This is a genomic window from Helicobacter sp. 12S02232-10, from assembly GCF_002272895.1.
Lineage (GTDB): Bacteria > Campylobacterota > Campylobacteria > Campylobacterales > Helicobacteraceae > Helicobacter_J.
This window is the reverse complement of record NZ_MLAQ01000002.1, coordinates 220,652-245,935: the sequence shown is the minus strand read 5'-3', so window position 1 is coordinate 245,935 and position 25,284 is coordinate 220,652. Positions and strand designations below refer to the sequence as shown.

The window sequence follows — 25,284 nt, the reverse complement described above, 5'->3', positions numbered from 1 at the left end:
CTTTATAAGAACATCATCTTGGCCGCCTCCATCACGCTCTCTCTATCTCTAGGATCGCCCCCATGAAGCGCAAGCTTTGCGACTCTTTTTTTGAGTTTGGCAGACTTTCTAAAATTGCCTTTGGTGAAAGTAAAAATATGCTCACCAAAAAAACTCTGACACTCAGCCTCATCTAATCCCCGCATTTCATAGCGACTGCCGATTCTAGAGCTGAGTTGGGCGAGTTCGCCATTTTTTCCGAGCAAATTTTTCATCAAGATCTGCGTGCCAAATAAAATGACAGGCACACTACTGAAATCTTGAATTCGTCTCAAATCCTCCAACGCCTTAATAGGCAGGTGTTCCCCCTCATCAATGAGGAGCACAGCGTCTCTTTTAAAAAGCTCTTTTGCAATCAGTCGCACGTTTTCATCTAAATTGGAACTCTTTTGAAGTCTCAATTTCTCGCTCAATATTCCCAAAAGCGTTTTAGCTGTGGTGTGGAGCGTGGCTTCAATCAAAATAGCGTTGGGGTGACTCTTGGTGTATTCGCTAGCAATCACACTCTTGCCTGTTCCGGGACTGCCATAGACAATGCCCATTTCTTTTTCATCCACAGCGATATCAATGACAAGTTCTGCCATCTTTTTGTCCTTGCTTGCAAATACGCTTCCTGTCTCTGCTTGCTCTGTTGTAACCTTGCCCTTAATTTGTTTTTTCACAAGATAATTTTTAATATAAAGCTCCAAATCGTGAGCGAGTTCTAAATTTTTGCCCTTATATTCGCCCTTCCTGAAGCTTGAAAGTGCCGAACCATCACGCTTGCCGATGGCTTTGCCAAGAGCAGATTGTGAGATTCTTTCTTTTTTTAGAAAGTCCTCTGTCAAACTTCTAATTTTTTGAACATAAAACTCTTGCTCTCTAGCGGGGAGTTTTAGTAACTCGTTGAGTTCTAAGACTTCCAAATTGTCGTTATTTGCTAGTGTTTTTATCTCTTGGACTTTTTTCATTTCTTTGAGTTCCTTTATTCCTTGATTTTCAAATTCTTTTTTCATATAATTCCTTCTCTGTTTTTTTATTTTGATTCATTAACCCGCCCTTTTTGAATCAAGGTGGCGGGTTTTTTTATGTTTTGATCCCTGCAATCTGTTCCCAAGTGAGCTTTTTTAACTCTTTTTTGTTTTTTTTTTTTTTTTCTTTTTTCTTCTCCTTTTTTGAAATCATTAACTCCATATACTCACTCCCTGCTGCTCTCTTAACTTCAGATCTGATTCTTGAATGCTCCAGCTCTGAGTTAATGGGGGTGACTTTGGGTTTTTTAACAGAAGTGAGCTTGCTTGCAACTTCTTTATAAAGTTCAGGAGTTTCGCTCTCTACTTTTGCTCTTGCCTTAACAATCTCTTCTTTGACCTTTTTCTTAGCCCTTTCAAAGACCTTACGGCTTTGTTTGGCAACCTCCAGCGTATCCTCATATGTGCCTTGTGCTAAAGCAACGTCTAAGAATTTCTTGTCTTTGTCGTAGATAAAGGCTTGAGCCACGTTGTTAATATTGATTCCCGCAAACACTCTAGAGTGTTCATAAAGCTCAGGGAGTTGATAAAGGGTGTTGTTTAGCATCACCCCGCCCTTGCCAACGCGTCTTTCTTCTAGATGAGAGAGGTAGAACGTGAGTTCATATTCACTCATTCCGACTGCTTCGTGGCTCCTTTGGTTATAAACATTAATCGGGGAGTCACCGAGCTTGGCGTTGATTTTACTCAGCGCAATCTTGTTATAGACCTCAATCTGTCCTTCAAACTCTTGTAGGGTCAAAAGTCCTTTAAGATGCGTTTTTTCGCCCTTTAAAAGCCTGCGTTCCTTACGACTATTAAATTCTTCAATAGACTTTCTCTGCCCCACGTTATGCCCGATATAACCTGCCATCAATTCAACGGCCTTGTGCTGGAGCTTTTTGAAGTTACTCTCCACGTAGGGCTTTAGCCAACCGCTATAAGGAGCGGTGTGGGTAAAGTCGATGCCTAGTTTTAGACAGACTTCCTGCACGTATTTGCTCTTGAAAGCCCTGCCGTTGTCTCCCTTGATTGTCTTGGGTTTCCCATAGGTCAAAATGTATTTAGCAATCGCCCGTGCAACCCCTAGTGAGTTTTCACTCTCACAGACGTGAAAGATACAAACTCTTGAATACACGTCAATCAAAGAAATGAGGCTGTATCTAGCCTGAACCATTTCCATCGTGTCGATATCGTAGTTATAATCACGACAGAGGCGAGGCACGTCCAGTATCACATCAATCGGAGAGGCGTCAATTTCGACGATCTCATTAATAGAGCTTGCAGCCCAAGAGGCATCTCCAACTGCAGGCAACATCTGAGAATCTAATCTTGTTTCCCCGCCCTCCACTAAGAGCTTGACCTCTCTGTGGTCGCCCAGATAGGAGTCAATGAATCTCTTAAGGGTGTTATAAGAAAATAGATAGGATTGTTTCTTTAAAAAACCCTCTAGATCCTCAAACAAGCCCATCTTCCAAAGATTAAAATGAGCGCTCTCATAGATCAGGGCGAGATTGAACCTTGCCTTAGAAGCCAAAATCAAGCGAACAACCAAGTCTTGAATTGTGGGGTTGCTTTGAATAATGCCTGCGTTTTCCCTGTGTTTGCCCCGCTCATCAATGAGGCCATCAATGCCAAAGTCCCTGTAAGCCCTCTGCCAGCTATAGAGTTTGGCAGGGGTGAGTATGAAAGAGTAGAGCCGAGAGCTGTTAATACTCTGAATAAAATCGCCTTCCTTGATACCTTTAACCTTAGCAGATTCCCATTCTTTCACGACTCTAGCCCGCAACATCGCCTTTTCTTGGACTTGAATACTTGCTTTGGCAAAGGGGGTGAGGGGGAGGTCGTTTTTATTTTGGTTATTTTTTACTTTTAATCCCAAAACTCTACTGCTAGGACTAGAAAGCCATAAATCATCGTTGCAAGTATCAGGAAGAAGATAAGAAACATCTCCATTTTCTACTCCTTGTCTTTTTGGCTGGGGGTGGGGTTCTCTTCTTCCTCCTCCTCGAATGTGTCGATTACGTCCTGATAGAGTCGTTGGGCTTTCCACAAGCCTATCATCAGCGTAGCTGTGGGAATGAGCGCAAATAACATTGCGATGAGTATTTCTTTCATTGCTTTCTCCTGTATTTGTATTAATAATGTTGTTTTCAAAGGCCTCTAAATCAGCAGGATCGATGGGTTCGCTCCAAATTTGGAGGACTTTGCCGCCACGTCCGATACCTTTAATATAACGAAAATAAAAAAAATCACCATTTAAGACAAAAAAAGAAGAACTAGATTCTTTTGCTTTTCTTCTTATCGTTCTTATTGATACGATATTTATGTCGTATTTAGGATTAAATTTTTTTAGATTTTTTAAAAAATTTTCTGCGTTTAACCACTCTCTCATCACGCCACTCCCCACCAAAGATTCTCTTTTATCAAGAGCTCTTTGAGTTCTTTTGCTCTGCCTCTCTTGCCTTTAGTTTGTCCAAAGCTCATATTTCGAATAATCTGAACATCCTCCTCAGATAAGCCTTTTGCTCTCGCCCAAGTTGCCAGCCGCATTCCTTTTTTTTCAAAGGTGTTGCTAATAGGAGTTTCTTTTTTATTCTTGTTTTGTTTCATTTTACTCCTTTGTTTTAGTGTTTTATTCCCTTAAAAGAGAGGGTTGGCATACAAATAAGGAGAAACTGCAGTAATGATATACAACCCCCTCTGCTAAGGGAATTTTTGTTTTTCTATCCCGCTTCTGTCCCAATTGACAGCTTCGCAACGGCTGGCAGACTCAAGTCTTCTATGAGGTAACTCATATCGGAGAAAGCCCGCCTGCTTGGCGATAGAAATTTAAAAACGGCTTGGAAGTCTCGCCGCCAGAAAGTCAAAAAACGTAAATTCAGTTAGCAATTATTTTTTATATGCAATAATTCTAATGAAATTGATAGAATTATACGACATTTTTATCATATTGTCAAGAGGAATACGTCAAAAATGGAACAAATCAAAAACGTTGGTTATAGAATAAAAAAGCTCAGAGAAGAACGAGGATTGAGCCAAACAGAGCTTGGCGATAAAATAGAAGTTCCTTATAGGACAATACAGAGGTGGGAAAATGGCGAAAGCCCTGACATCAAGATCTCAAAATTGACAAAAATCGCACAAACGCTTGACGTGGATATAGGCTTCTTGTTAGAAAAAGAAGAGAGTTTCTGCAATGGCTCTCAAAACACGCAAAAATCAAAGATTCTTATTTTTGATTTGGATGTATCTGCAGGACACGGACTTATTAACTCAAATAACCAAGATGTCGCAGTTGGTCATATTGAGCTTGAAGATTCTTTTTTAAAAAAATATTTTGGACTCATTACAACGAAAGACCTTTTTATCGTTAATTCAAATGGCGATTCTATGTCTCCAACCATTCCCACAAGATGTCAGCTTTTAGTTCAAAAACGAGAAGCTAGAGAAAATCAGATCTGTGTAGCGAGAATTGGAGATGAATATTATGTAAAAAGACTTCAGAAGAGACCTAAAATAAAACTAATCAGCGATAACAAAGATTATGATCCTATTATTATTGATAAGAACGATGATTTTGAATTTATAGGTGCTGTAGTTGGACAATTAAAAAACTCTTTATAAATAGATAACGCTTAACTATATTTTTTAACCTATTATTGTGTCCTTAGTGTCTCCCAATATTGTCCTTAGTTTGTCCTTAGTGTCTCCCAATCGCCTCAAACCTTAAACGATGAATGCGGGCTTCTAGCCTCTCAAAATTAGATTGGGAGACAACTTTTAAAATTTAAAGGCTAAGAATTTGAGAGTCTTTAAAACCCTTTAAAATCGAAGCTCTAGCGTTTAAATTGTAGGCGATCTGCAGTATGTTTGTAGCGAAAATGCAGTAAAATTATAGATGATGTGCAGTTTCAATTCTCACTTAGATTTATCACTCATAACGATCAATCAATATCCCTTAGGCACTTCTAAACTCTTTTTCTAAATTTTTTCTCACTTCTATTTTATATGAAACTATACACAAAATCATCACAAAAATAATCAGTTTTTTATTTTCTAAAACATCTAGCAAAGGCACAACAAAAAACATCCCCAACGCATACCCGATTTGAGTGATTGTAGTGATCATTGCAATGTCTTTGATAGGAATATTTAAAGAATCAGCGATATTGGCCAAAATAGGTTGGGTATAATAAAGATTAGCAACCATCGCGCCACACGCAAAAGCTAATAAAAAATTCAGCAATTTCATATTTTTCATCAAATTCCTTTTGAGTCACTTGAATGATTTTACAAGATAGGATGGGTTAAAGCCTTTTAAAGGGCTTGGATTATTTTCCCATTATCAAAATGATAAACTTTGTCTGCAAGTTCAATCGTGCTGGGACGATGGGCAATCAAAATAATGATTTTATTTTCTTTGATATTTTCGATTGTATTTTTAATAGCTTCTTCGGTTTTAGCATCTAAAGCCGAAGTTGCCTCATCCAAAATAAGGACATCAGGATTTTTATAAATCGCTCTAGCAATCGCAATTCTTTGGCGTTGTCCCCCACTTAAATTTGCTCCAAATTCATCTAAAATAGTATGTATGCCTTGCGGCAATGAAGAAACAAAATCCCAAGCTTGAGCTTTTTTAAGACTAATAATCACCTTTTCTTCGTCAATCTCCTTGCCATAAGCAACATTTGCAGCAATGCTATCATTAAAAATAAAAATTCTTTGAGTCACAATAGCCACATTATCCCGCACACTTTCTTGAGTGTAATCATTTAGATCGATCCCATTTATTCGAATGCTCCCCCTTGAAGGCTCATAAAGCCTCAATATTAAATTCACCAAAGAACTTTTACCGCTACCGCTTTTGCCTACAAGTGCGATGATTTGATTCTTGCAAACTTCAAGGCTTACTCCGTTTAAAGCCTGTGTATCCCCATAATTAAGAAAAATATTGTCAATAGAAATATTTTCAATCGGGGGGGTTAGGTTTTGTTTGCCATCTTTGATGCGGGGGGCTCTATCAAGAATCTCAAAGATTCTATCCCCTGCAACTAAGGCTTCCTGCCAAGAAGAAGTGATTCCCACTAAACGCTTGATTGGAGTATAAAGCATAAAAAGAGCGGTGATAAAAGAAAAAAAAGCTCCCGCAGTCATTTTTCCATTGATCACCTCACTGCCACCCAAATAAATCACAAAGGCAATCGCAATCGAACCCAAAAACTCCATCAAAGGTGAAGAAAGTTGCCCAATTATCGTATTTTTAAGCCCAAGCTTAAAAAATCTGTGATTTTCTTCCTTGAAATTTTCAGTTTCCAATTTTTCACCATTGCTGGCTTTGATAATTTCAATATTATTAAATATTTCAGAAAGTTTTGCGGTGATATCGGAATTTTTTTCCTGATTTAATCGGGATATTTTTTTGATCTTTTTTATGATCTTAGCAAGGGGATAAATCGCTAAAGGCATAATTACAAGCCCCACTAATGCAAGTTTGGGACTTTGATAAATAACAACCCCAATCAAACCCACAACTGTAAGAAGTTCGCGTACAAATTCAGCCAAATAGTTAGACACACTTGCCCGAATCAAACCAATATCATTAGTAATCCGAGCAATCAGCTCACCACTACGTATTTTGTTGAAAAACTCCATTTCCAATCTTAAAAGATGGAAAAGCATCTGATCACGAATTTTTCTGACAATATCCAAACCGATATAACTCATAAAATAAGCCTGAACATACATCCCCAAACTTTTTCCCAAATAAGCAGCGACAACCAAAAATGGTAATACTACAAGCATTTGAGTATCTTTTTTGATGAAAATATCATCTAAAACGGGCTTTACCAAATAGGTCCCCCAAGCCGTGCAAGCAGCTGTTAAAGCAGTCGCCAAAAGGGCGATAAAAAAATAAACGTAGTAATCTTTAATATAGGGCGAAAATCTTTTCCAAAACCTTTTCATCAATCCACTTCATATCCCGCATCACAAATCGCTTCAACGATTTCCTTCTCATTAGCAGGGGATTCAAATGCAACACTTACAATTTTTTTGTCTAAATCCACATCGATTTGATTCACACCATCAATCTCACCGACAAATTTTTCTATCTTATCCACACAATGAGAACAGGTTATCCCTGAAACTTTGAATTCTTTTTTCATCGTTACTCCTTAAATTTAAAATTCCTAAGCCTTTGGGCATTTAGCACAACGCTCAAACTACTCAAACTCATTGCTAAAGAAGCTATCATTGGATTGAGCAAAATGCCCTCCCCATAAGCAACCCCACACGCTAAAGGTATAAAGACTACATTATAGCAAAAAGCCCAAAACAGATTCTCTTTGATATTTTTAATGGTCGCCCCGCTTAGAAAAATTGCATTGATGACAGATTTAACATCATCACTAAAAGCAACAATATCAGCAGCTTGAATACTCACATCGCTCCCTTTCCCCATTACTAAAGAAACATCAGCTAAAGCCAATGCAGGGGCATCATTCATTCCATCTCCCACCATCATTACAATCTCGTTTTGATTTTTTAAGGATTTGATTTTTTCAAGTTTATCATCAGGTTTGGCTTGAGCAATCGCCTCATCAATTTCAAGTTCTTCAGCAATAGCTTGCACGCTTGATAGATTATCGCCACTCAAAAGAATGGTTTTTATCCCCATCTCTTTAAGATCGGCGACGTATTTTTTGACGTTAGGTTTAAGCTCGTCTTTTAAAATAATGGCTCCTAAAATCTTATCTTGGGTCTGCCCTTCTTCTCCAACCAAAACGACAATACCATTATTTTGAGGTAAATTGAGTGCTTTTTTTGTGCGAAAATTTTCTTCATTCCCAAGCTTGATTATCTTTTCTCCAATCACTGCAGTGATCCCATAACCCGCTTTAGCCTTAAAATCTTTAGCTATTTTGGGTTGGATATGGTTCTCTTTGGCATATCCAATGATGGACTTGGCAATTATGTGTTCGCTCCCGAGTTCGACACCACTTGCAAGCGCAATGATTTCTTCTTCATTTTTATCTTCATCAAAAATCAAAACTTCTTGCACCAAAGGCTTCCCAACGCTCAAAGTCCCCGTTTTATCAAAAACTACTGCAGTGACTTTTTGAGCATTTTCTAAAGATTTTGCATTCTTGAAAAATATCCCTCCATATGCTGCTCTGCCCCCGCCTATCATTATTGACATAGGCGTTGCAAGACCAAGCGCACAAGGGCAAGAGATCACTAATACCGAAACAAAAATCTCCAATCCAAATCCAAAATTCCCCTGATAAACCCACCAAAAAACTCCTGCCAAAATAGCGATCATAATCACAATAGGCACAAAAATCGCAGAAACCTTATCAGCAATCCTTGCAATCGGTGCTTTGCTTTCTTGAGCACTTTGAATAAGTCGGATAATTTGATTTAATGTGCTGTCTTGAGTTGATTTGGAAGCTCGCATCAAAAATGCCCTATCTGTATTGATGGTACCAGAATAAACTTCTTGACCAAAACGTTTAAAAACCGATAATACTTCGCCTGAAAGCATCGACTCATCAATATTAGCCTCCCCCTCAACAATCACACCATCAACTGGAATATGACTTCCTGGAAGCACTTTGATTACATCGCCTGAAACAATTGCATCGATACTGATTTCTACTTCTTGATTATTTTCTACTTTTAAAGCAGTTTTGCTCACGTGAGAAATCAATCTTTTAATCGCATCAGTAGCATTTACTTTAGAACGATCCTCAATCATTTTTCCCAATAACACAAACACAATGATTACGCACACGCTCTCAAAATAAAGCCCCTCAACTTCTAATCCCATAAACACCTTAACTACAAGATAAAAGCTATAAATAAAGGCACTGCCCGTTCCAATGGCTATCAAAGTATCCATATTGGGGTGGGCGTGAATCAGCGTACCGATACCTCTAAAATAAAAAGTCCTCCCCATATGCATCACTACAAGCGTAAAAAGTAACTGCAAAATCCCATTGATTCTAGGTTCAAGCAAGAACTCCGGAACCAAAGAGTGAAAAAACATCGCAAACATTGAAAGATAAAGAGTTGCAAGTGTAAAAACAATCGCTAAAATCATCTTTCTTTTGGGTGTTAAAAATATTTTTTCTCGCTTCTCTTGACTTTTCAAACTTGGAATATAGCCCAATTTTTTAACCTGAGCAAAAGCATCTTCCAAACTACCCTTACTTTCATCATAAGTAATTTTTGCTGTTTTTGTGAGCAAATTTACCTCAATATCAGATACAAATTCTTTTCTTTTAAGTGAGCGTTCAATACCGCTTGAACACGCAGTGCAAGTCATACCTTCAATATAAAATCTTTCTGTTTTCATTATAACTCTCAATAAATTTTTACAAACACATTGCGCCCATTTTGTTTGTCATTAAATCTTTCATACTCAAATAGCTATTTAAAGCAGAAACATAGGCCTTAGCAGTCGCACTCATTGTATCAAGATGGATTCCGTGACCAATAATGGCGGGTTTTCCTGCTTCAAATTCGACTTTTACGACTACTTTTGCCAAAGCGTCTTTTCCGCTACTGATAGCCTCAACCCGATAATCTTTCAAGTTCCCCTTGATACCACTGATACGATCAATGCTCTTAAGAATACTATCCACGCTTCCATTACCTAAAGCACAATCGCTATATTCAATACCATCACGCATAATACTCAAAGCCGCACAATACTTTCCTGAAGAGCTGGCACTAATTTGGGTAAGCTCAAGAGTAAAGACTTGCGGGATATGCGTGGTCTCTTCATTCAAAATCGCTCGAATATCCTCATCAAAAACTTGTTTTTTACTATCACAAAGAACTTTAAAGCTTTCAAATGCTTTATTTAGCTCCTCTTCACTTACACTAAACCCTAATGATTTGATTTTATCCCTAAAAGCCGCTCTTCCAGAATGCTTTCCAAGAACTAACGCATTGTTTTCGAAAATTCCTACGTCTGCGGGTTTGATGATTTCATAAGTTTCAGGATTTTTAAGCATTCCATCTTGATGGATACCGCTTTCGTGGGCAAAGGCATTTTGCCCCACAATGGCCTTATTGGGCTGGGGTCTAATACCTGTAATATCAGCTACCAATTTAGATGAAGAATAAATTTCTTGAGTTTTGATTTGAGTATCTAATCCCTTAAAAAGCTCTTTTCTGGTTTTTAAAACCATAACAATTTCTTCAAGTGCTGTATTCCCCGCCCTCTCTCCAAGTCCGTTGATCGTGCATTCAACTTGTCTGGCGCCATTTTGAACTCCATATATTGAATTTGCAACCGCCAAACCTAAATCATTATGGCAATGCACCGATAAAACAATCCCATTTTTAGCAAAATAAGAAAGTTCGGCGATTATTTTTCCCATTTCTTCAGGCAACGCATAGCCAACCGTATCAGGAAGATTTAGTGTTGTAGCACCTGCTTCAATCACAGCTGCTAGGATTTCTTTCAAAAATCCTATGTCGCTCCTAGAGGCATCTTCGCAACTAAATTGCACATCACCAACCAAGCTTTTAGCATAAGCCACTGCATTCACTGCTCTTTTGATTACCTCATCAGGCTTCATTTTCAATTTATATTCCATATGAATTGCTGAAGTGGCTATAAATGTATGGATTCGCTTAGAATCAGCAGATTTTAAAGCCTCGCTGGCACTCAAAATATCCTTTTCAACCGCACGACACAAAGAACAAATCGTGCTTTTTCGCACAACTTGAGAAATCCGCTCAATAGCTTCAAAATCTCCCGGACTTGAAGCGGCAAAACCTGCTTCAATGATATCTACGCCCAATTTTTCAAGTTGCTTTGCTATTTTTATTTTTTCCTCAATATTCATTGAGGCGCCCGGACTTTGTTCTCCATCTCTTAAAGTTGTATCAAAAATTTTAATCATTTCAGACATTGCATATCCTTTAGTTTGCATTTTATTACCGATAAATTAACTCGATGTGTATTGATTGTGTAAAGCTGTTAAAAACTCAGAAGAAGATTGGAGTGAATTTTTTTGCTGCAATGATAGGTGATCTGTATAAATATCCTCATTCAACACTCCTGTATTTTTTAAGTCTATCTTTTATTTTCTTAAAAATGGCTTTAAAGTTTAAAACAAAAATTCAAATTTTTTTAATAAACATTCTGCCAACTAAAAATACCCACCGCAAAATGCCATAAAGCGCATAAAATGTCATACAAATACTCAAAACTTCTCTAGGCCTGAGAAATGCAACAGCCAAAAATATCAAAAGTACAACAAACGATTTAAGATTCCACTTGATTTTCTTAAAACTTGGATAGCGGATATTACTAACCATCAAAACGCTTAAAACAAAAGTAGCTATGAGTATCATATAGCCGTATTCAATTCCAAAAATGCCATATTTAATATCCACAAGTATCCAAAGCACTACCAAAACGGCAGCTGAGGGTATAGGCAGACCGATGAAAGAATTAGGCTCAGTGTCGGCTGTAGCAACATTAAATCGTGCTAACCTAATGGCTCCAAAAATAACAAATATAGCTGATACAACAATTCCATACCTGCCGTACTCCCCACCTATGTAAAAATATAAAAGCATTGCGGGGGCAACTCCAAAGGAGACTACATCAGCAAGCGAATCGAACTCCACGCCAAACTTGCTAGAAGTATGCGTGATCCTAGCAACACGCCCATCTAATCCGTCCAAGACCATTGAAGCTACAATCAACCAACAAGACCACTCAAACATTGCATTGGAAGAAAACATTATGCTCACAACGCCTAAAAAAATACTTCCTGCCGTAAAAAGATTTGGAAGTGCATATAAGGGATTGATATTCATTTGATATATCCTATTAAAGTTTGTCCGCCTTTGATTTTATCACCGACGTCGATTTTTAGATCTAAAAATTTAGATGGGAATTTAAAATCAAGACGTCCAAGTTTCATAAATCCCATCCTGTCATTGGCGCAAAAATCAGTTTTTTCATAGATACTTGCTGAAGAAAAAATCTCTGGAAAAAGTTCTATATTAAAAGAATAATTCGACTTGGAAGAAAATGTTATCTTTGTATTTAAAATATTTTTAATGCTTTCTTTAGAAAATTTTAGAAAAAGTCCGTTCTTTTTTGAAGTTTCAGAACTCAAAACATCCACAGGAGCCCTTAAAATTCCTACATCAAGCCAATCAACTTCAATCATAATACAGATAAAATCCCCTTGTGCATCAATCCCTATAATCCTTCCATCAATGGGGGCAAGAACAATCGAATTCAAACGATCCTCAGGAAGTCTTTCGGGATTTCTAAATGCAAAAAGCCATAAAGCTGCAGATAGAAAAGACAAAAAAATCAGAAATCCCCAACCAAGCCATAAAAAAAACAAAACGCAAATGATGATAACAATGAGGCCTTTATAACCCTCTTTTGCGATAAATTGCGTGCTTGTCATTCTTAGCTCTCTTCAGTACTTACCAATCTCGTAGGAAGATTATTTTCAATCTCATAATCTTCTATGATCTTCCTAACCCTTGCCCCATCAATCACTTCTTTTTCAAACAACTCTTGAACCATTTTTTCGATTGCTTCTTTATAGTCGCTCAATGTTTGTTTTACGTGAATATAGCGCTCATTGAGCATATTTTTAATGAAATTATCCATATTTTCTGCTGTCTTTTCACTAAATTCACGCGCACTGCCTAAGCCTCCACCTAAAAATGCATTTCTAGGTTTCTCCAACACCATTAAACCACTTACATCAGTCATTCCATAATAACTGACCATCGACTTGATGATATCAGTAGCTCTCTCCAAATCATTGCTTGCGCCTGTAGAAATTTCTCCTAAGAAAACTTCCTCCGCCGCACGTCCCCCGAGTAAAACATCGACTTCAGCAATCAATTCGTGTTTTTGCATTAAATATTTGTTCTCTTCAGGAGTATTGAGAGTATAGCCCAAAGCTGCCATCCCTCTTGGAATAATGGATACTTTATTAACCCTTGCTGAACCCTCAGTCATTTCAGAAATAACGGCGTGCCCACTTTCGTGATAAGCAACAATCTTCTTTTCTTTGGGGGAAATTCTACGAGATTTTTTCTCTAATCCTGCAATTCCACGCTCTACAGCTTCTTTAAGATGTTTTTGACTGACCTCTTTTTGATTGGCTCTCCCTGCAAGCAAAGCCGCCTCATTGATGATGTTTGCCAAGTCAGCACCCGCAAGCCCTGCAGTGAGTTTGGCAATTTCTTGCAAATCAACATCTCTAGCTAATTTTACTGATTTGATATGGACTTTTAAAATTTCCACTCTCCCGTTGAAATCAGGCTTATCTACAAGCACTTGTCTATCAAATCTACCTGGTCTAAGGAGTGCAGGATCTAAAACTTCGGGTCTATTTGTAGCAGCCAAAACAATTACAGGGGCATTTTCTGAACCAAATCCATCCATTTCAGCCAAAAGCTGATTGAGCGTCTGCTCACGTTCATCATTCCCACTGATCATACCCCCTGCCGCCCGTGACTTTCCGATAGCATCAATTTCATCAATAAATATGATGCTAGGTGCTTCTTTTTTGGCCATTTCAAATAAATCCCTGACTCTACTAGCTCCAAGACCTACAAACATTTCAATAAAACTACTCCCACTCATTGAAAAGAATGGGACATTTGCCTCTCCTGCCACTGCCTTTGCCAAAAGAGTTTTACCTGTTCCTGGAGGACCTACAAGCAAAACACCTTTAGGAATCTTAGCCCCCAAAGAAGCATATCTGTCAGGATATTTCAGAAAATCTACAATCTCAACAACCTCTTCTTTAGCCTCTTCATTTCCTGCCATATCATCAAATTTAACTTTGGGCTTCTCGGCATTGACAAGTTTTTTAGAACTTCCCATTCCAAAAATGCCCCCACCCATATTTTTTTGCATTCGATTGGCCATAAACATCCATAATCCCAAAATGATAAACACAGGAAGCAACCAACTCAAAATCTCAGTAAAAAAATTAGATTCACTGAAGCCGCTATAATCAATTTTCTCCTCATCCAATAAAGGGACCAAAGAGGGATCTTGAACTTTTTTGGCAACATAAATTATCTTTTGCCCGTTTTCTCCTTTGCCCACAGCCTTAACAATGGTCTGACCGATACTGACAGAACTGACTTCTTTATTTTTAATGAGTTCTTTGAATTCATAATAATTAATATTTTTCGTACTACTTGTTCCAAAACGATCGGCAATTCCACCTTCTTCAGAACTCATAATACGAAAGGCAACCAAAGCAACCACGATAAAGATAATAAACAATATCACCGGATTTTGAGTGAATGGTTTTTTATTATTTGGATTATTTGGATTCTGGTTGTTATTTTGTGCCATTTTTTCCTCGTTTTTTGAATTTTTGAATCAATTATATTCTTTTTGAGTAAGTTTTATTCCTACCCACTCGTCTTTGTGTAAAATCTCAAGAATTTGAAAACCCTTAAAGGTCTCTAAAACTGATTGGTAATAATCTTCCAAAATTCCTGATAAAATCAGTACTGAATGGGGTTTGAGAGCCTTGATAAAATCCTGATAAAGCATTTTTATCACCTCAGCAAGGATATTAGCAATAATGACATCGTATTTTTGAGGGGCTTTATCAATGGAACCCTCCCAAATTTTATCGACTTTCAAAGCATTTAAAGCAAAATTTTTTCGACTTTCATTGACTGCTAAAGGATCTGTATCGCATAAATGGACATTTCCACCTGATTTTTTAGCTGCAATTGATAAAATCCCACTGCCACAACCTACATCAAGCACATCTTTGCCCTCTAAAGACATATCTGAAAGCATTTGCAAGCACATCGCCGTGCTGGCGTGATGTCCTGAACCAAAAGCTAAAGCAGGATTGATCAAAATATCAATTGATCCTTCTACACTTTCATACCAACTGGGTCGAATATAAAATTTTCCACATTTTACAGGAGTAACACTGTCTTTATAATTTTGTATCCAATCTTGATTTTTATAGCGCTTTATTTGATAAGCAACGCTTATAGTTTGTTCCAACCGATCTGAAAGCTCAGTACAAAAATCTTTCAAAAAAGGTATTAAAGTGTCTTGAGTGTCATTGGAAGAATAAACTACAAATGCTTTTGCAGAGGAAAAAGTCCCGCCAGCGTTTAAATACAACGGGTTGTTAATAATCTTTGAAATATCTAGATCAATATTTCTCTCTTCAATCGCATTCTGAGTAGTTTCAAGCAAAAAATCAGCAAAAACTTCCTCGCAATCACTCGGAATTATGATTGTTTCAAAATAATGCTCCTGCATAAAAACCTTTAATCATTCATACCTAAAACAACTTCAAGCTTTTCTTTCAAAACCTGAGGCGTGAAAGGCTTAACGATATAATTATTCACTCCCGCTTTTAAGGCTGTGATGACTTCGGCCTTTCCTCCCTCAGTCGTAACCATTATAATCGGTATATCGGTATATCTTTGATCTGCACGGACTTTTTTAACAAGCTCAAGACCATTCATTTCAGGCATATTCCAATCAGTTATCAAGACTTTGATATCTTCAGTCGAATCTAAAAGTCCCCACGCCTCTACGCCGTGCTCAGCTTCCAAAATATCTTCATAACCTAATCGTTGAAGTGTATTTTTTATAATCCTTCTCATCGTGGAACTATCATCTACTACTAGCAGTTTCAATTTTTACTCCTCGAAAAATAAATACATAATTTATAATAATACTTCAACATAAGACTTTCTTTAGAAAAGATGCTTTTAGAATGATAACACATTTCGATTATAAATCACTAAGAAAAAATTCCAATCATTCTTATGCAAATCTTTTTAAAACTAATCCCAAGTCAATGTGTCCTTCATAATATGCCTTTCCGACAATAACACCTCCACTGATATGTTTTTCTTGGAACTCCTGCGCTAAGATATGCAAATCGTTTTCATCTTTAACCCCACCGCTAGCAATGCAAAAACACCCGCTTTTTTGCGCAATTTTCAAGGTAAATTCAACATTAACCCCACTCAAAGCGCCATCTCTGCTGATATCAGTACAAATAATTGCATCAATAGAGCTGTTTTTAAACTCTGCTGCCAAATCGACATCTTCTATTTCTCCTGTCTTTGACCACCCATCAACAGCGATTTTTCCATTTTTAGAATCAATGCCGACTGCGATTTTATATTTTTTTGCCATCTCTTTGACAAAAACAGGATTTTTCATCGCTACTGAACCTAATATCAAACGATCTATTCCGATTTGGCTATAGGTTTTTATTATTTCCTCATTGCGTATTCCGCCCCCGAGTTGGATTTTAAGATTACAGGATTTGCGGATATTTTCTATTTCATTCAGATTCTTAGGCTCACCACAAAACGCCCCATCAAGATCTACGATATGAATCCACCTAGCTCCTAAATCTTCAAACTTTTTAGCAAAATCTCTAGCACTTCCATAAATTTTCGCACTTGCCATCTCTCCTTTATAAAGCCTGACAGCCTTACCTTCTTTCAAATCAATTGCAGGGAATATCTCTAACATTTCAAATCCAACCCTATTTTATTTTTACCCTTTAGTCTGTCCAAAATTCTACCACATAACATATTTAGAAAGCCCAGCATAATTTCAAAAAGCATTTTTCAAAGAGATTATGATAAAATTTTGACATATGGTCATAAACCTCCTTAGAATTGGAAATTAGGATTCTAAATGAAAAAATTACTAGATTGTTTTGAATACTTAAAACGCTATCATATTGATGTACTTGACACAATCAGCATTATGCTAGAATTTTTTATTCTCAAAAGCCAAAAGCTAAAAGCTCTTCGATCTCTGATTCAAAACGAAATGAAAAAAAATTTAATTTATCAAGAACTCGAAACTCTTATCCAAAGTCTCATCAAACCCTCTTTTTATGTGAAAATAAATCCCAATGTCAATATTTTAAAAGTCCTAAAAATCATTGATCAAACCCCCTTGGGCAATCAAATCATTGAACAATTTCTTCACACCATTACCCAAAAAAAGACCTCCAATAAGCTCTATTATTATTCCACTCCTTCAGAAATCAACCAGCTTTTAATCTCACTTTTAGAAATAGTGCCTGGAGATGAAATTTACAACCCGTGCTATGGCATTGGAAGCGTATTTTTAAGCATAGGGAATGCAACAAAAGACATCAAGCTTTATGGCGAAGAGCTAGATGAAAAACTCTCAAACATTGCTCATCTCATTGCTCAAGTTGCTCAAATAAAAGATACCAAGCTTTGCGTGAATGATATTTTAAAACAACCTATTTTTAAATCAAAAAATGGCTTTGAAAAATTTGACAAAGTATTGTGTAATCCGCCTTTATATGCACATATGGGAATCGAATACCTGAAAGAAGATGAACGTTTTGGCAAGATGGGAATCTTGGTAAAAAACTATCCCGAACTTGTGTTTTTAACCCACGCTCTAGCTCACTTGAAAAAAAGAGGAGTTTTTATCATCCGCAATCAAACGCTTCAAAAATCTTCTTTGGAAGAAAAACTGCGCGAAAGACTTTGCAAAGAAAAAATGATTGAAGCCATCATTGAATTGCCAAAAAATATCTTTCCCCATCAAAATCACGAATTTTCCATTCTTGTGATTTCACCGCAAAACGAAGATATTTTACATATCAATGCCAATAATGAACATTTCTATCAAAAAGATGGGAAATACAATCGACTTATCCATATTGAAGAACTTGCAAATATTTTCAAGAAAAAACTTAAAACCCCTTATTCTACCCTTACTCCTTTAGAGCAGATCCAAATTCACGACCTCAGAGCCCAAAGCTATGTAAATAGAAACTCTCCCTTAACCCATAGCGATACGCTTCAATCTTTAGGGGTTGAAATTTTTAGAGGACAAAGAGTCTATGGCAGTCCCAAAGATGAGTCGATAGAATATTATGACGTGGGCATTGCAGACTTTAAACCCTATGGAATAACCCAAATTTTTGAAAATAAAAAAAATCGCGGCGACAAGGTAAAAATTAAAAAATACGCCTTGCAGTCTTATGATATTTTGCTTTCTCTTAGAGGAATCTCACCAAAAATTGCCTTGTTAGGAGAAGTCAAAAGCCGTTGCGTTGCTAATGCAGGTATCATTACCCTAAGAGCTAAAAATAAACAAACAGCCATCGCCCTTTATTGCTATTTTTTCCGCTCTGCTGGGGAAACTGCTTTGAAAAAAATCTATGAACAAAGCGGGGAAAACACGGTTAATATTGAAAACCTTTACCGCCTCAATATTCCTAAAGATTACAGCAAGGACTCCAAAAAAATATTCACCACCCTCGAAAAATTGGGCAAAGAACTCGAAATGATTGAAAATAAAATAAAAAATCTGAAAGGGTCTTAAAATGACAACTATCTCATCTGGTATCAAAAACGTTATTTATGGAGAAAATGTTCGTGTCATCACTCCTTGCAACCTCTATGGTTGCACGCTGTCTAACAATGTCTTTATCGGACCTTTCACAGAAATTCAGAAAGATGTTTTTATCGGGGAAAACACACGAATTCAAAGCCATAGCTTCATCTGTTCTTTGGTAAATATCGGGAAAGACTGCTTTATTGCTCATGGTGTGATGTTCATTAACGATCTTTTTGAGAAAGGATACCCGTCTTTGAATGAAAAAGAATGGAAAAGCACACTCATTGGCAATAATGTCTCTATCGGGAGTAATGCCACCATTCTTCCAGTAAAGATTTGTGATAATGTCGTGATTGGAGCTGGAAGCGTGGTTACCAAAGATATCACAGAATCTGGAATTTATGCGGGTAACCCTGCTAAAAAACTACGATCCCTTTAAAACCTTTAATGAAAAGTGCAATTATCGGTTATGGATATTGGGGTATCAATATCGCCAAAAGCCTCCAAAAAAGTCTGAATTTCAGCATAAAAACCATTTTTGATGAAGATAAAGAACGCATTGAAGAGGCTCACAAGCTCTATGACTTTACTTCTTATAAAGATTTTGAAGCCATTCTTGATGATCAAGAAATTCAAGCTGTTTTTATCATCACCCCACCCCACACGCATTTCAATCTTGCCAAACGCTCTTTAGAAGCCAAAAAACACACATTTGTTGAAAAACCTCTCACCACAAACCTCAAAGAAGCTTATGCACTTTATGAAATTGCAACCAAAAATCAATGTGTTTTACACTGCGATCATACTTTTTTATATTCTCCTGCGCTCAAATGGCTCAAGCAAAACATTGCTTCATTTGGCAATATCGTCTATATCAATTCTCGCCGTATCAATCTAGGGCTTTTTCAAAGCAATGTCGATGTGATCTGGGATCTGGCCATTCACGATCTCTCCATCATTGATTATCTAGTCGGGCTAGACATCAAACAATCAAAAACATTTTCTAAAAAATATCAAAATTATCCCAACGATGCTCTTGCCAATATTAACCTAGAATTACATAACGGGATCATTATCACTATTAATGTTTCTTGGCTCTCTCCTGTAAAAGTGCGGGAAATGATCATTGGCGGGGAGAAAAAAACTGCTGTCTATGATGACACAAAGAGAGACAAAATCACACTTTTTGACACCGGCGTCATCATCAAGGACGAATTTGATAAAAACAGCTTGTATCAAAAGATGGTTGCATACAAGCTTGCTCAAGAAGAAATCCCCATTTTAGAAAATTTTATGGCATTAGATGCTTCAATTGCTGCATTTTTTACAAATATAAAAAACAAAGCACCCGATTTAAATCAAAAAGAGCATACTCTAAGAGTGATTCAAGCCCTTGAAATCATTTCAAAATCATAATTATTCGAACTACTTAAGTCAATAATTGCCTGTATAAATATAAAATGTTACAGCATCAAATCAAAAATAAATAGGGAGACAACAATGAATTATGATACGATCAAAATCATTCCCGAATGGAAAGAATTGCTCAAAGAAGAGTTTGAAAAACCTTATTTTTCTTCCATCAAATCTTATTATTTGGAGGCAAAAAAGAAAGGTGTGTGTATCTATCCCCCAGGTAAACTCACTTTTAACGCCCTCAATCTGACACCTCCTTCAAAGGTAAAAGTAGTGATTCTAGGGCAAGATCCCTATCACGGAAGATTTCTGCATAATGGCGTAGAAATTCCTCAAGCGATGGGTTTAAGTTTCTCTGTACCCAAAAAAGTACCCATCCCACCAAGCCTCAAAAATATCTATAAAGAACTCCATCAATCTCTTGGTATTAGCATTCCAAATCACGGCGATTTGTCCGTTTGGTGCCAAAGGGGTGTTTTACTTCTAAATGCAATTTTTAGTGTAGAAAAAGGAAAGGCAGGTTCGCACGTTTATTTTGGCTGGGAAAATTTTAGCGATGCAATCATCCAAAGCGTTTCCAATCATTACCAAAATATCGTTTTTATGCTCTGGGGAAATTATGCCAAAAAGAAAGCTTCTCTTATTGACCCCAATAAACACGCAATTATCACTGCTCCCCATCCAAGCCCTCTTGCACAAGGATTTGTGGGGAGCGGAGTGTTTATTAAAGCCCAAGAAGCGCTTAAAAAATTTGGCAAAGAGCCGCTTGATTGGAGTTTGCCTGAGTGAATCAAACCCCATCAAAGATATTTAAGGTTTGCATTTCTTCCCTTCAAGTTTTGTGCAAAATGGCACAACTTTTTGAAGAATCTCTATTATGATTGCCAACCCCCTAAAATCAATTTAATTTTCAAATTCAAATAATTCAGTGCTTAGATACCTTTCTGCAGTATCACACAGCATTGTAACGATATTTTTACCCGGAAATTTTTTAGCCAATTGGGTAGCTGCCCAAAGATTTGCCCCTGAAGAAATACCCACCAAAATACCTTCACTCTTAGCAGCTTCTAAAACAAATCTGTAGGCGTCTTGAGTTTCAACCTGCATAATCCCATCATAAAGGTTTGTGTTTAGATTCTTAGGGATAAAACCTGCGCCGATTCCTTGAATCTTATGTGGTCCTGCATTCCCACCAGAAAGAACAGGAGATAAAGAGGGTTCAAGGACAAAAAGCTTCACATCTGGATTTCTTTCTCTAAGCACCTCACCTACGCCCGTAAAAGTTCCGCCTGTACCAATGCCTGCGACAAAAACATCAATTTCTCCATCCAATGCCTCAATAATTTCTTTCGCAGTCGTTTGTCGATGCGCTTCAGGATTATCTGGATTTTCAAACTGCTGTAAAATAAACGAATCCTCAATTTCATCAGAAAGCTCAAATGCTCTTTTTACAGCCCCATTCATTCCTTTTTCAGGAGCAGTCAATTCAAGTTGGGCACCTAATGCCTGCATTAGCTTGCGACGTTCTATACTCATAGAACTTGGCATTGTAAGAATGAGCTTGATCCCCAAAGAAGCACAAACAGAAGCAAGTCCGATACCTGTGTTCCCACTTGTAGGCTCAATCAGCGTTGTATTTAAAGTGATCTTTTTTTCATCCAAAGCTTTTTTAATCATATTCAAAGCAATCCTGTCTTTCACAGAACTATTGGGATTCATAAATTCGCATTTACCAAAAATGTTTGCCCCATATTTTGCAGAAATTCTTTGCAATTTTAAAAGGGGTGTATTGCCAATGATGTCTAATACGGATTGTGCTACTTCCATTCTTTACCTCGTGCGAAATTATTAAAATTTCTAGATTATTTCTCATTATGTTAATGATTTACTAAAAAACCATATAAATTATATGGAAAAATAGTGAATTCATTGTAAAAAAGTAACATTATTAGTACAAATTGCATTTAAAGATTAAAAATAAAATGTAATTACGGATCATTTCTGACAATCAAACTTTTTGGCAATCCGAAAAAATGCATTACTTCTTCTTCTTTACAACGATGTTCGCCATTATCAATTTCGTGATCATAACCCAAAAGATGCAAAATTCCGTGTGCCAATAATAAAGCAATCTCAAAATCTATAGAATGCCCCAATTCCTTTGCGACTCTTTTTGCCATATCAACATTGATCACCACACTCCCTAAAGGCAAATCTACCCCAACAATTCCCATATCTCCAAAAGGAAAACTCAAAACATCTGTCGTTTTATTTTGAGAACGAAATTTAAGGTTTAAGTCCAAAAGTTCTTCATCATAAGTAAGTATAAGCTCGACATTTCTAGGGCTTAGAAAATCAGCTATTTTATTGAAGAGTTCATATTCAAAAATATCATCTGTTTCATTGCTGATCTCTAACATTCTTTACATTCTTCCTGATTTGATTTCTTCGATTATACAAATTACGTGTTAAAATCTAAATAAGTGATATAATTTTCCCCAAAAAAAGCAAAATTATCTAAGGATTACTTTTATGGTTGATTATGGAATCAAATTCTGGTCAAACGACGATTTTATCATTGATGATGGCGTAGTCAAAGTCAACCACAAGAACAAGCCTGCCATTATTGATATTGTCAATGAAGTTAGAGAAAAAGGTTACAAAGGTCCTCTATTGATTCGTTTTCCTCATCTGATTCAAAAACAGATCGAAAAAATATTCTCCACTTTCAAAAATTCGATTCAAGAATACAAATACAAAGGCAAATTTAAAGCTGTTTTTCCTCTCAAGGTCAATCAAATGCCCAATTTTGTTCTTCCCTTGGTGGCCTGTAGCCAAGATCAATGCTATGGCTTGGAAGCAGGGAGCAAATCTGAACTTATCGTGGCAATGGCTTACACAAATAAACATTCACCTATCACTGTCAATGGCTTCAAAGACAAAGAAATGATCAGTCTTGGCTTCATTGCTGCCAATATGGGACACGATATCACACTTACCATTGAGGGTCTCAATGAACTTGAAACCATTATCGAAGTCGCCAAAGAAATGGGTGCCCCCTATCCCAAAATTGGACTTCGCATTCGATTGCATAGCACCGGAATAGGCATATGGGCAAAAAGCGGGGGAATCAATTCTAAATTCGGACTTACAAGTACAGAATTACTTGAAGCCATCAAACTGCTAGAAGATTCAAAACTACTGGGGCAATTTAGTATGATTCATTTCCATATTGGGAGCCAAATCAGCGATATTTCTCCTTTAAAAAAAGCGATTCGCGAGGTTGGCAACATTTATGCAGAACTTAGGAAAATGGGGGCAAACAATCTCACTTGCGTCAATATCGGCGGGGGATTAGCAGTGGAATATACCCAACACGAAGGAAGCAACAACCGCAATTATACCTTGAGCGAATTCAGCGGGGATGTGGTATTTTTGCTCAAAGAAATTGTTAAAAATAAAAAAGAACTCGAACCTGATATTTTCATCGAATCAGGACGCTATATCTCAGCCAATCACGCCGTATTGATAGCACCTGTTTTGGAATTATTTTCACAAGAATATGATGAAAAAGCTCTCAAACTCAAAGAAAAAAATCCTCCATTGATTGAAGAAATGATCGATCTCTATCAAAGTATGAGCGAAAAGAATGCCATTGAATACCTGCACGATAGTTTTGATCATATGGAATCCCTACTTACTCTTTTTGATTTGGGTTATATCGACCTGCAAGACAGGAGTAATACGGAAGTTTTGGTTCATCTCATCATCAAAAAAGTCATCAAACTCCTCAAATACAAAAACCATAACGACATTATCCGCATCCAAGAACAAGTGCAAGAAAGATATCTGTTAAATTGCTCATTTTTCCAAAGCCTCCCTGACTACTGGGGATTGGGGCAAAACTTTCCTGTAATGCCTCTAGATAGACTCAACAGACGCCCCACAAGAAGTGCGAGTCTATGGGATATTACCTGCGATAGTGATGGAGAGATCGCTTTTGATTCCAATAAGCCTTTGTTTTTGCACGATGTAGATGTAACCAAAGAAGAATATTTTTTAGGATTTTTCCTTGTAGGAGCTTATCAAGAGGTACTTGGAATGCGCCACAATCTTTTCACTCACCCGACTGAATTTAGTGTCGTATTTGATGATGATCTCAATAAAGGTTATGAAATTCAAAATCTTTTGGAAGCCCAAACTATCTTGGATGTGCTCGATGATTTGGATTATGACACCAAAGAAATTGAGCGTATTTTAAAACAAAGAATTGAAGATAATCAAGATATTGATGAAGAGACCAAAAAAGAAGTGTTGGGGCAACTCTATGTTATGCTAAGTGAAAATGGCTATCTCCGAACGATTGCAAGCAGTGAGAAAAACTAGATTATGGAAACAAAACAAATCGGGTTTTTTAGCCTTATAAAAGAAGATTTCAGTGTTCCTTTTCAAAAAGATCCTGCCATTAATTCAAAAATAGAGCTTTTCTTTAATTATCCTGGAGTCGTTGCCATCGTGCATTATCGCATTGCCCACAAGCTTCATTTGCTCGGATTTAAAGTGATTGCACGAATTTTGATGGGATTTACGCAATTCCTCACAAATATCGACATCCACCCTGCTTGCAAAATCGGTCGCAGGGTCTTTATTGATCACGGAATTGGCGTCGTTATTGGGGAAACAGCTGAAATAGGCGATAATGTTACAATTTATCAAGGAGTGAGTTTAGGCGGGGTAAGTCTAGAAAAAATCAAACGCCACCCGACTCTAAAAAAAGGAGTTGTCGTAGGAGCAGGTGCAAAAATATTAGGCAATATCACTATCGGAGAAAATGCAAAAATCGGTGCAAACTCTGTTGTTGTTAAAAATGTTCCCCCTGATGCAACTGCCGTGGGAATTCCTGCACGCGTGATCGACAAAGAAAAATCCAAAGAAGAAAATATCCCGATCCAAAAACTTCCCGATATTGACAAAGAACTTTTTAGATATCTGATCAAAAAAATCAGTCTCATCGAACAATCCATACAAGCCAATCCAAAAACTACAGAGGAAGAAACCGAATTGCAACACCTCTATGAAAACTACATTCGATGTATTAAAAATTAGATTTTCAATCGGATCTATTCTTTTTGATGGACGATGGATTGTCTCCAAACCCTGATTGATTAATGTTTCTTCTCAAGGTTATATCACAATCATTGAAAAACCCAATATGCTAGATATCCCATCATAGTAATTGTTTATCTCTTTGATTTTTTATTTTATTATTTATGCTCTTTTTAGTTTATCATAATCACCAACGCTTACAGACTCTGCTATTCCTGCGGTTTAAGTAAATTTTTTACATTGTTATTTTTATAATTTTATGATGGTTTTTGCAAAACAAATTAGGTCTATAAAATATCGATTATAAAGTAATTTTTAAAA

Annotated in this window: 23 protein-coding genes; 7 read left to right on the top strand and 16 right to left on the bottom strand. The window is 37.0% G+C overall.

Annotation, left to right across the window (positions count from 1 at the left end; translation table 11 throughout):
• Positions 1-2: 2 nt before the first annotated feature.
• The 3 genes from BKH41_RS02705 to BKH41_RS02695 all read right to left on the bottom strand — a co-directional run bounded on the left by BKH41_RS02705 (position 3) and on the right by BKH41_RS02695 (position 3,641).
• Positions 3-1,034 (bottom strand): AAA family ATPase, encoded by a 1,032-nt coding sequence (locus BKH41_RS02705; RefSeq protein ID WP_095296896.1) that lies wholly within the window; start codon positions 1,032-1,034, stop codon positions 3-5.
• 70 nt (positions 1,035-1,104) lie between these two features.
• Positions 1,105-3,423, bottom strand: coding sequence for a DDE-type integrase/transposase/recombinase (locus BKH41_RS02700; protein WP_095296895.1), 2,319 nt, complete (start codon positions 3,421-3,423; stop codon positions 1,105-1,107).
• Positions 3,423-3,641 carry a hypothetical protein gene (locus BKH41_RS02695; protein ID WP_095296894.1) on the bottom strand — a complete coding sequence of 73 codons (219 nt, stop codon included), beginning with the start codon at positions 3,639-3,641 and terminating at the stop codon, positions 3,423-3,425. The genes BKH41_RS02700 and BKH41_RS02695 overlap by 1 nt, the downstream gene beginning before the upstream one ends.
• A 363-nt stretch (positions 3,642-4,004) precedes the next feature.
• Here BKH41_RS02695 and BKH41_RS02690 point away from each other — a divergent pair, with 363 nt between their 5' ends.
• Entirely contained in the window at positions 4,005-4,655 is a 651-nt protein-coding gene (locus tag BKH41_RS02690; RefSeq protein WP_095296893.1) for an XRE family transcriptional regulator, read from the top strand.
• A gap of 334 nt (positions 4,656-4,989) precedes the next feature.
• Here the strand turns inward: BKH41_RS02690 and BKH41_RS02685 are convergent, their stop codons facing one another.
• The 11 genes from BKH41_RS02685 to hisA all read right to left on the bottom strand — a co-directional run bounded on the left by BKH41_RS02685 (position 4,990) and on the right by hisA (position 16,578).
• Positions 4,990-5,292 (bottom strand): MFS transporter, encoded by a 303-nt coding sequence (locus BKH41_RS02685; protein WP_095296892.1) that lies wholly within the window; start codon positions 5,290-5,292, stop codon positions 4,990-4,992.
• A 56-nt stretch (positions 5,293-5,348) separates the two neighbouring features.
• Positions 5,349-6,995: an ABC transporter ATP-binding protein gene (locus BKH41_RS02680; RefSeq protein WP_095296891.1), complete on the bottom strand. Its 1,647-nt coding sequence runs from the start codon at positions 6,993-6,995 to the stop codon at positions 5,349-5,351.
• Positions 6,995-7,195, bottom strand: coding sequence for a copper ion binding protein (locus tag BKH41_RS02675; protein ID WP_095296890.1), 201 nt, complete (start codon positions 7,193-7,195; stop codon positions 6,995-6,997). The genes BKH41_RS02680 and BKH41_RS02675 overlap by 1 nt, the downstream gene beginning before the upstream one ends.
• A 2-nt stretch (positions 7,196-7,197) precedes the next feature.
• Positions 7,198-9,387 carry a heavy metal translocating P-type ATPase gene (locus BKH41_RS02670; protein WP_095296889.1) on the bottom strand — a complete coding sequence of 730 codons (2,190 nt, stop codon included), beginning with the start codon at positions 9,385-9,387 and terminating at the stop codon, positions 7,198-7,200.
• Positions 9,388-9,406: 19 nt separating this feature from the next.
• A complete protein-coding gene (locus BKH41_RS02665; RefSeq protein WP_095296888.1) occupies positions 9,407-10,957 on the bottom strand; it encodes a 2-isopropylmalate synthase in 1,551 nt (516 codons plus the stop codon).
• 211 nt (positions 10,958-11,168) lie between these two features.
• A complete protein-coding gene (gene pssA, locus BKH41_RS02660; RefSeq protein ID WP_095296887.1) occupies positions 11,169-11,873 on the bottom strand; it encodes a CDP-diacylglycerol--serine O-phosphatidyltransferase in 705 nt (234 codons plus the stop codon).
• Complete coding sequence (locus BKH41_RS02655) at positions 11,870-12,481, bottom strand: phosphatidylserine decarboxylase (RefSeq protein ID WP_095296886.1); 612 nt, start codon at positions 12,479-12,481, stop codon at positions 11,870-11,872. The genes pssA and BKH41_RS02655 overlap by 4 nt, the downstream gene beginning before the upstream one ends.
• 2 nt (positions 12,482-12,483) lie before the next feature.
• Positions 12,484-14,403 (bottom strand): ATP-dependent zinc metalloprotease FtsH, encoded by a 1,920-nt coding sequence (ftsH, locus tag BKH41_RS02650; RefSeq protein ID WP_095296885.1) that lies wholly within the window; start codon positions 14,401-14,403, stop codon positions 12,484-12,486.
• 27 nt (positions 14,404-14,430) lie between these two features.
• On the bottom strand, positions 14,431-15,342 hold the full coding sequence (locus tag BKH41_RS02645; RefSeq protein WP_095296884.1) for a 50S ribosomal protein L11 methyltransferase: 912 nt from the start codon (positions 15,340-15,342) through the stop codon (positions 14,431-14,433).
• An 8-nt stretch (positions 15,343-15,350) separates the two neighbouring features.
• Positions 15,351-15,725 (bottom strand): chemotaxis response regulator CheY, encoded by a 375-nt coding sequence (locus BKH41_RS02640; RefSeq protein WP_095296883.1) that lies wholly within the window; start codon positions 15,723-15,725, stop codon positions 15,351-15,353.
• 130 nt (positions 15,726-15,855) lie between these two features.
• Positions 15,856-16,578 (bottom strand): 1-(5-phosphoribosyl)-5-[(5-phosphoribosylamino)methylideneamino]imidazole-4-carboxamide isomerase, encoded by a 723-nt coding sequence (gene hisA / locus BKH41_RS02635; RefSeq protein ID WP_095296882.1) that lies wholly within the window; start codon positions 16,576-16,578, stop codon positions 15,856-15,858.
• A gap of 168 nt (positions 16,579-16,746) precedes the next feature.
• Here hisA and BKH41_RS02630 point away from each other — a divergent pair, with 168 nt between their 5' ends.
• The 4 genes from BKH41_RS02630 (at position 16,747) to ung (ending at position 20,646) form a co-directional block, all read left to right on the top strand.
• Complete coding sequence (locus tag BKH41_RS02630; RefSeq protein ID WP_095296881.1) at positions 16,747-18,426, top strand: N-6 DNA methylase; 1,680 nt, start codon at positions 16,747-16,749, stop codon at positions 18,424-18,426.
• A gap of 1 nt (position 18,427) precedes the next feature.
• A complete protein-coding gene (locus BKH41_RS02625; RefSeq protein ID WP_095296880.1) occupies positions 18,428-18,880 on the top strand; it encodes an acyltransferase in 453 nt (150 codons plus the stop codon).
• A gap of 8 nt (positions 18,881-18,888) precedes the next feature.
• The gene (locus BKH41_RS02620) at positions 18,889-19,857 is read left to right on the top strand and encodes a Gfo/Idh/MocA family oxidoreductase (RefSeq protein WP_095296879.1); all 969 of its coding nucleotides are present in this window, start codon (positions 18,889-18,891) and stop codon (positions 19,855-19,857) included.
• A gap of 84 nt (positions 19,858-19,941) precedes the next feature.
• Positions 19,942-20,646, top strand: coding sequence for a uracil-DNA glycosylase (ung, locus tag BKH41_RS02615; protein WP_095296878.1), 705 nt, complete (start codon positions 19,942-19,944; stop codon positions 20,644-20,646).
• 114 nt (positions 20,647-20,760) lie between these two features.
• On the opposite strand, the gene cysK is transcribed toward ung, so the two are convergent.
• Together cysK and ybeY are read right to left on the bottom strand one after the other, a co-directional pair.
• Complete coding sequence (gene cysK / locus BKH41_RS02610) at positions 20,761-21,684, bottom strand: cysteine synthase A (RefSeq protein WP_095296877.1); 924 nt, start codon at positions 21,682-21,684, stop codon at positions 20,761-20,763.
• Between the two features lie 161 nt (positions 21,685-21,845).
• On the bottom strand, positions 21,846-22,277 hold the full coding sequence (gene ybeY / locus BKH41_RS02605; protein WP_095296876.1) for an rRNA maturation RNase YbeY: 432 nt from the start codon (positions 22,275-22,277) through the stop codon (positions 21,846-21,848).
• A gap of 112 nt (positions 22,278-22,389) precedes the next feature.
• On the opposite strand from ybeY, the gene speA reads away from it, so the two are divergent.
• Both speA and cysE read left to right on the top strand, forming a co-directional pair.
• Positions 22,390-24,243: an arginine decarboxylase gene (gene speA, locus BKH41_RS02600; protein WP_095296875.1), complete on the top strand. Its 1,854-nt coding sequence runs from the start codon at positions 22,390-22,392 to the stop codon at positions 24,241-24,243.
• A 3-nt stretch (positions 24,244-24,246) separates the two neighbouring features.
• Positions 24,247-24,963, top strand: coding sequence for a serine O-acetyltransferase (gene cysE, locus BKH41_RS02595; RefSeq protein ID WP_095296874.1), 717 nt, complete (start codon positions 24,247-24,249; stop codon positions 24,961-24,963).
• The last annotated feature ends 321 nt before the right edge of the window (positions 24,964-25,284 follow it).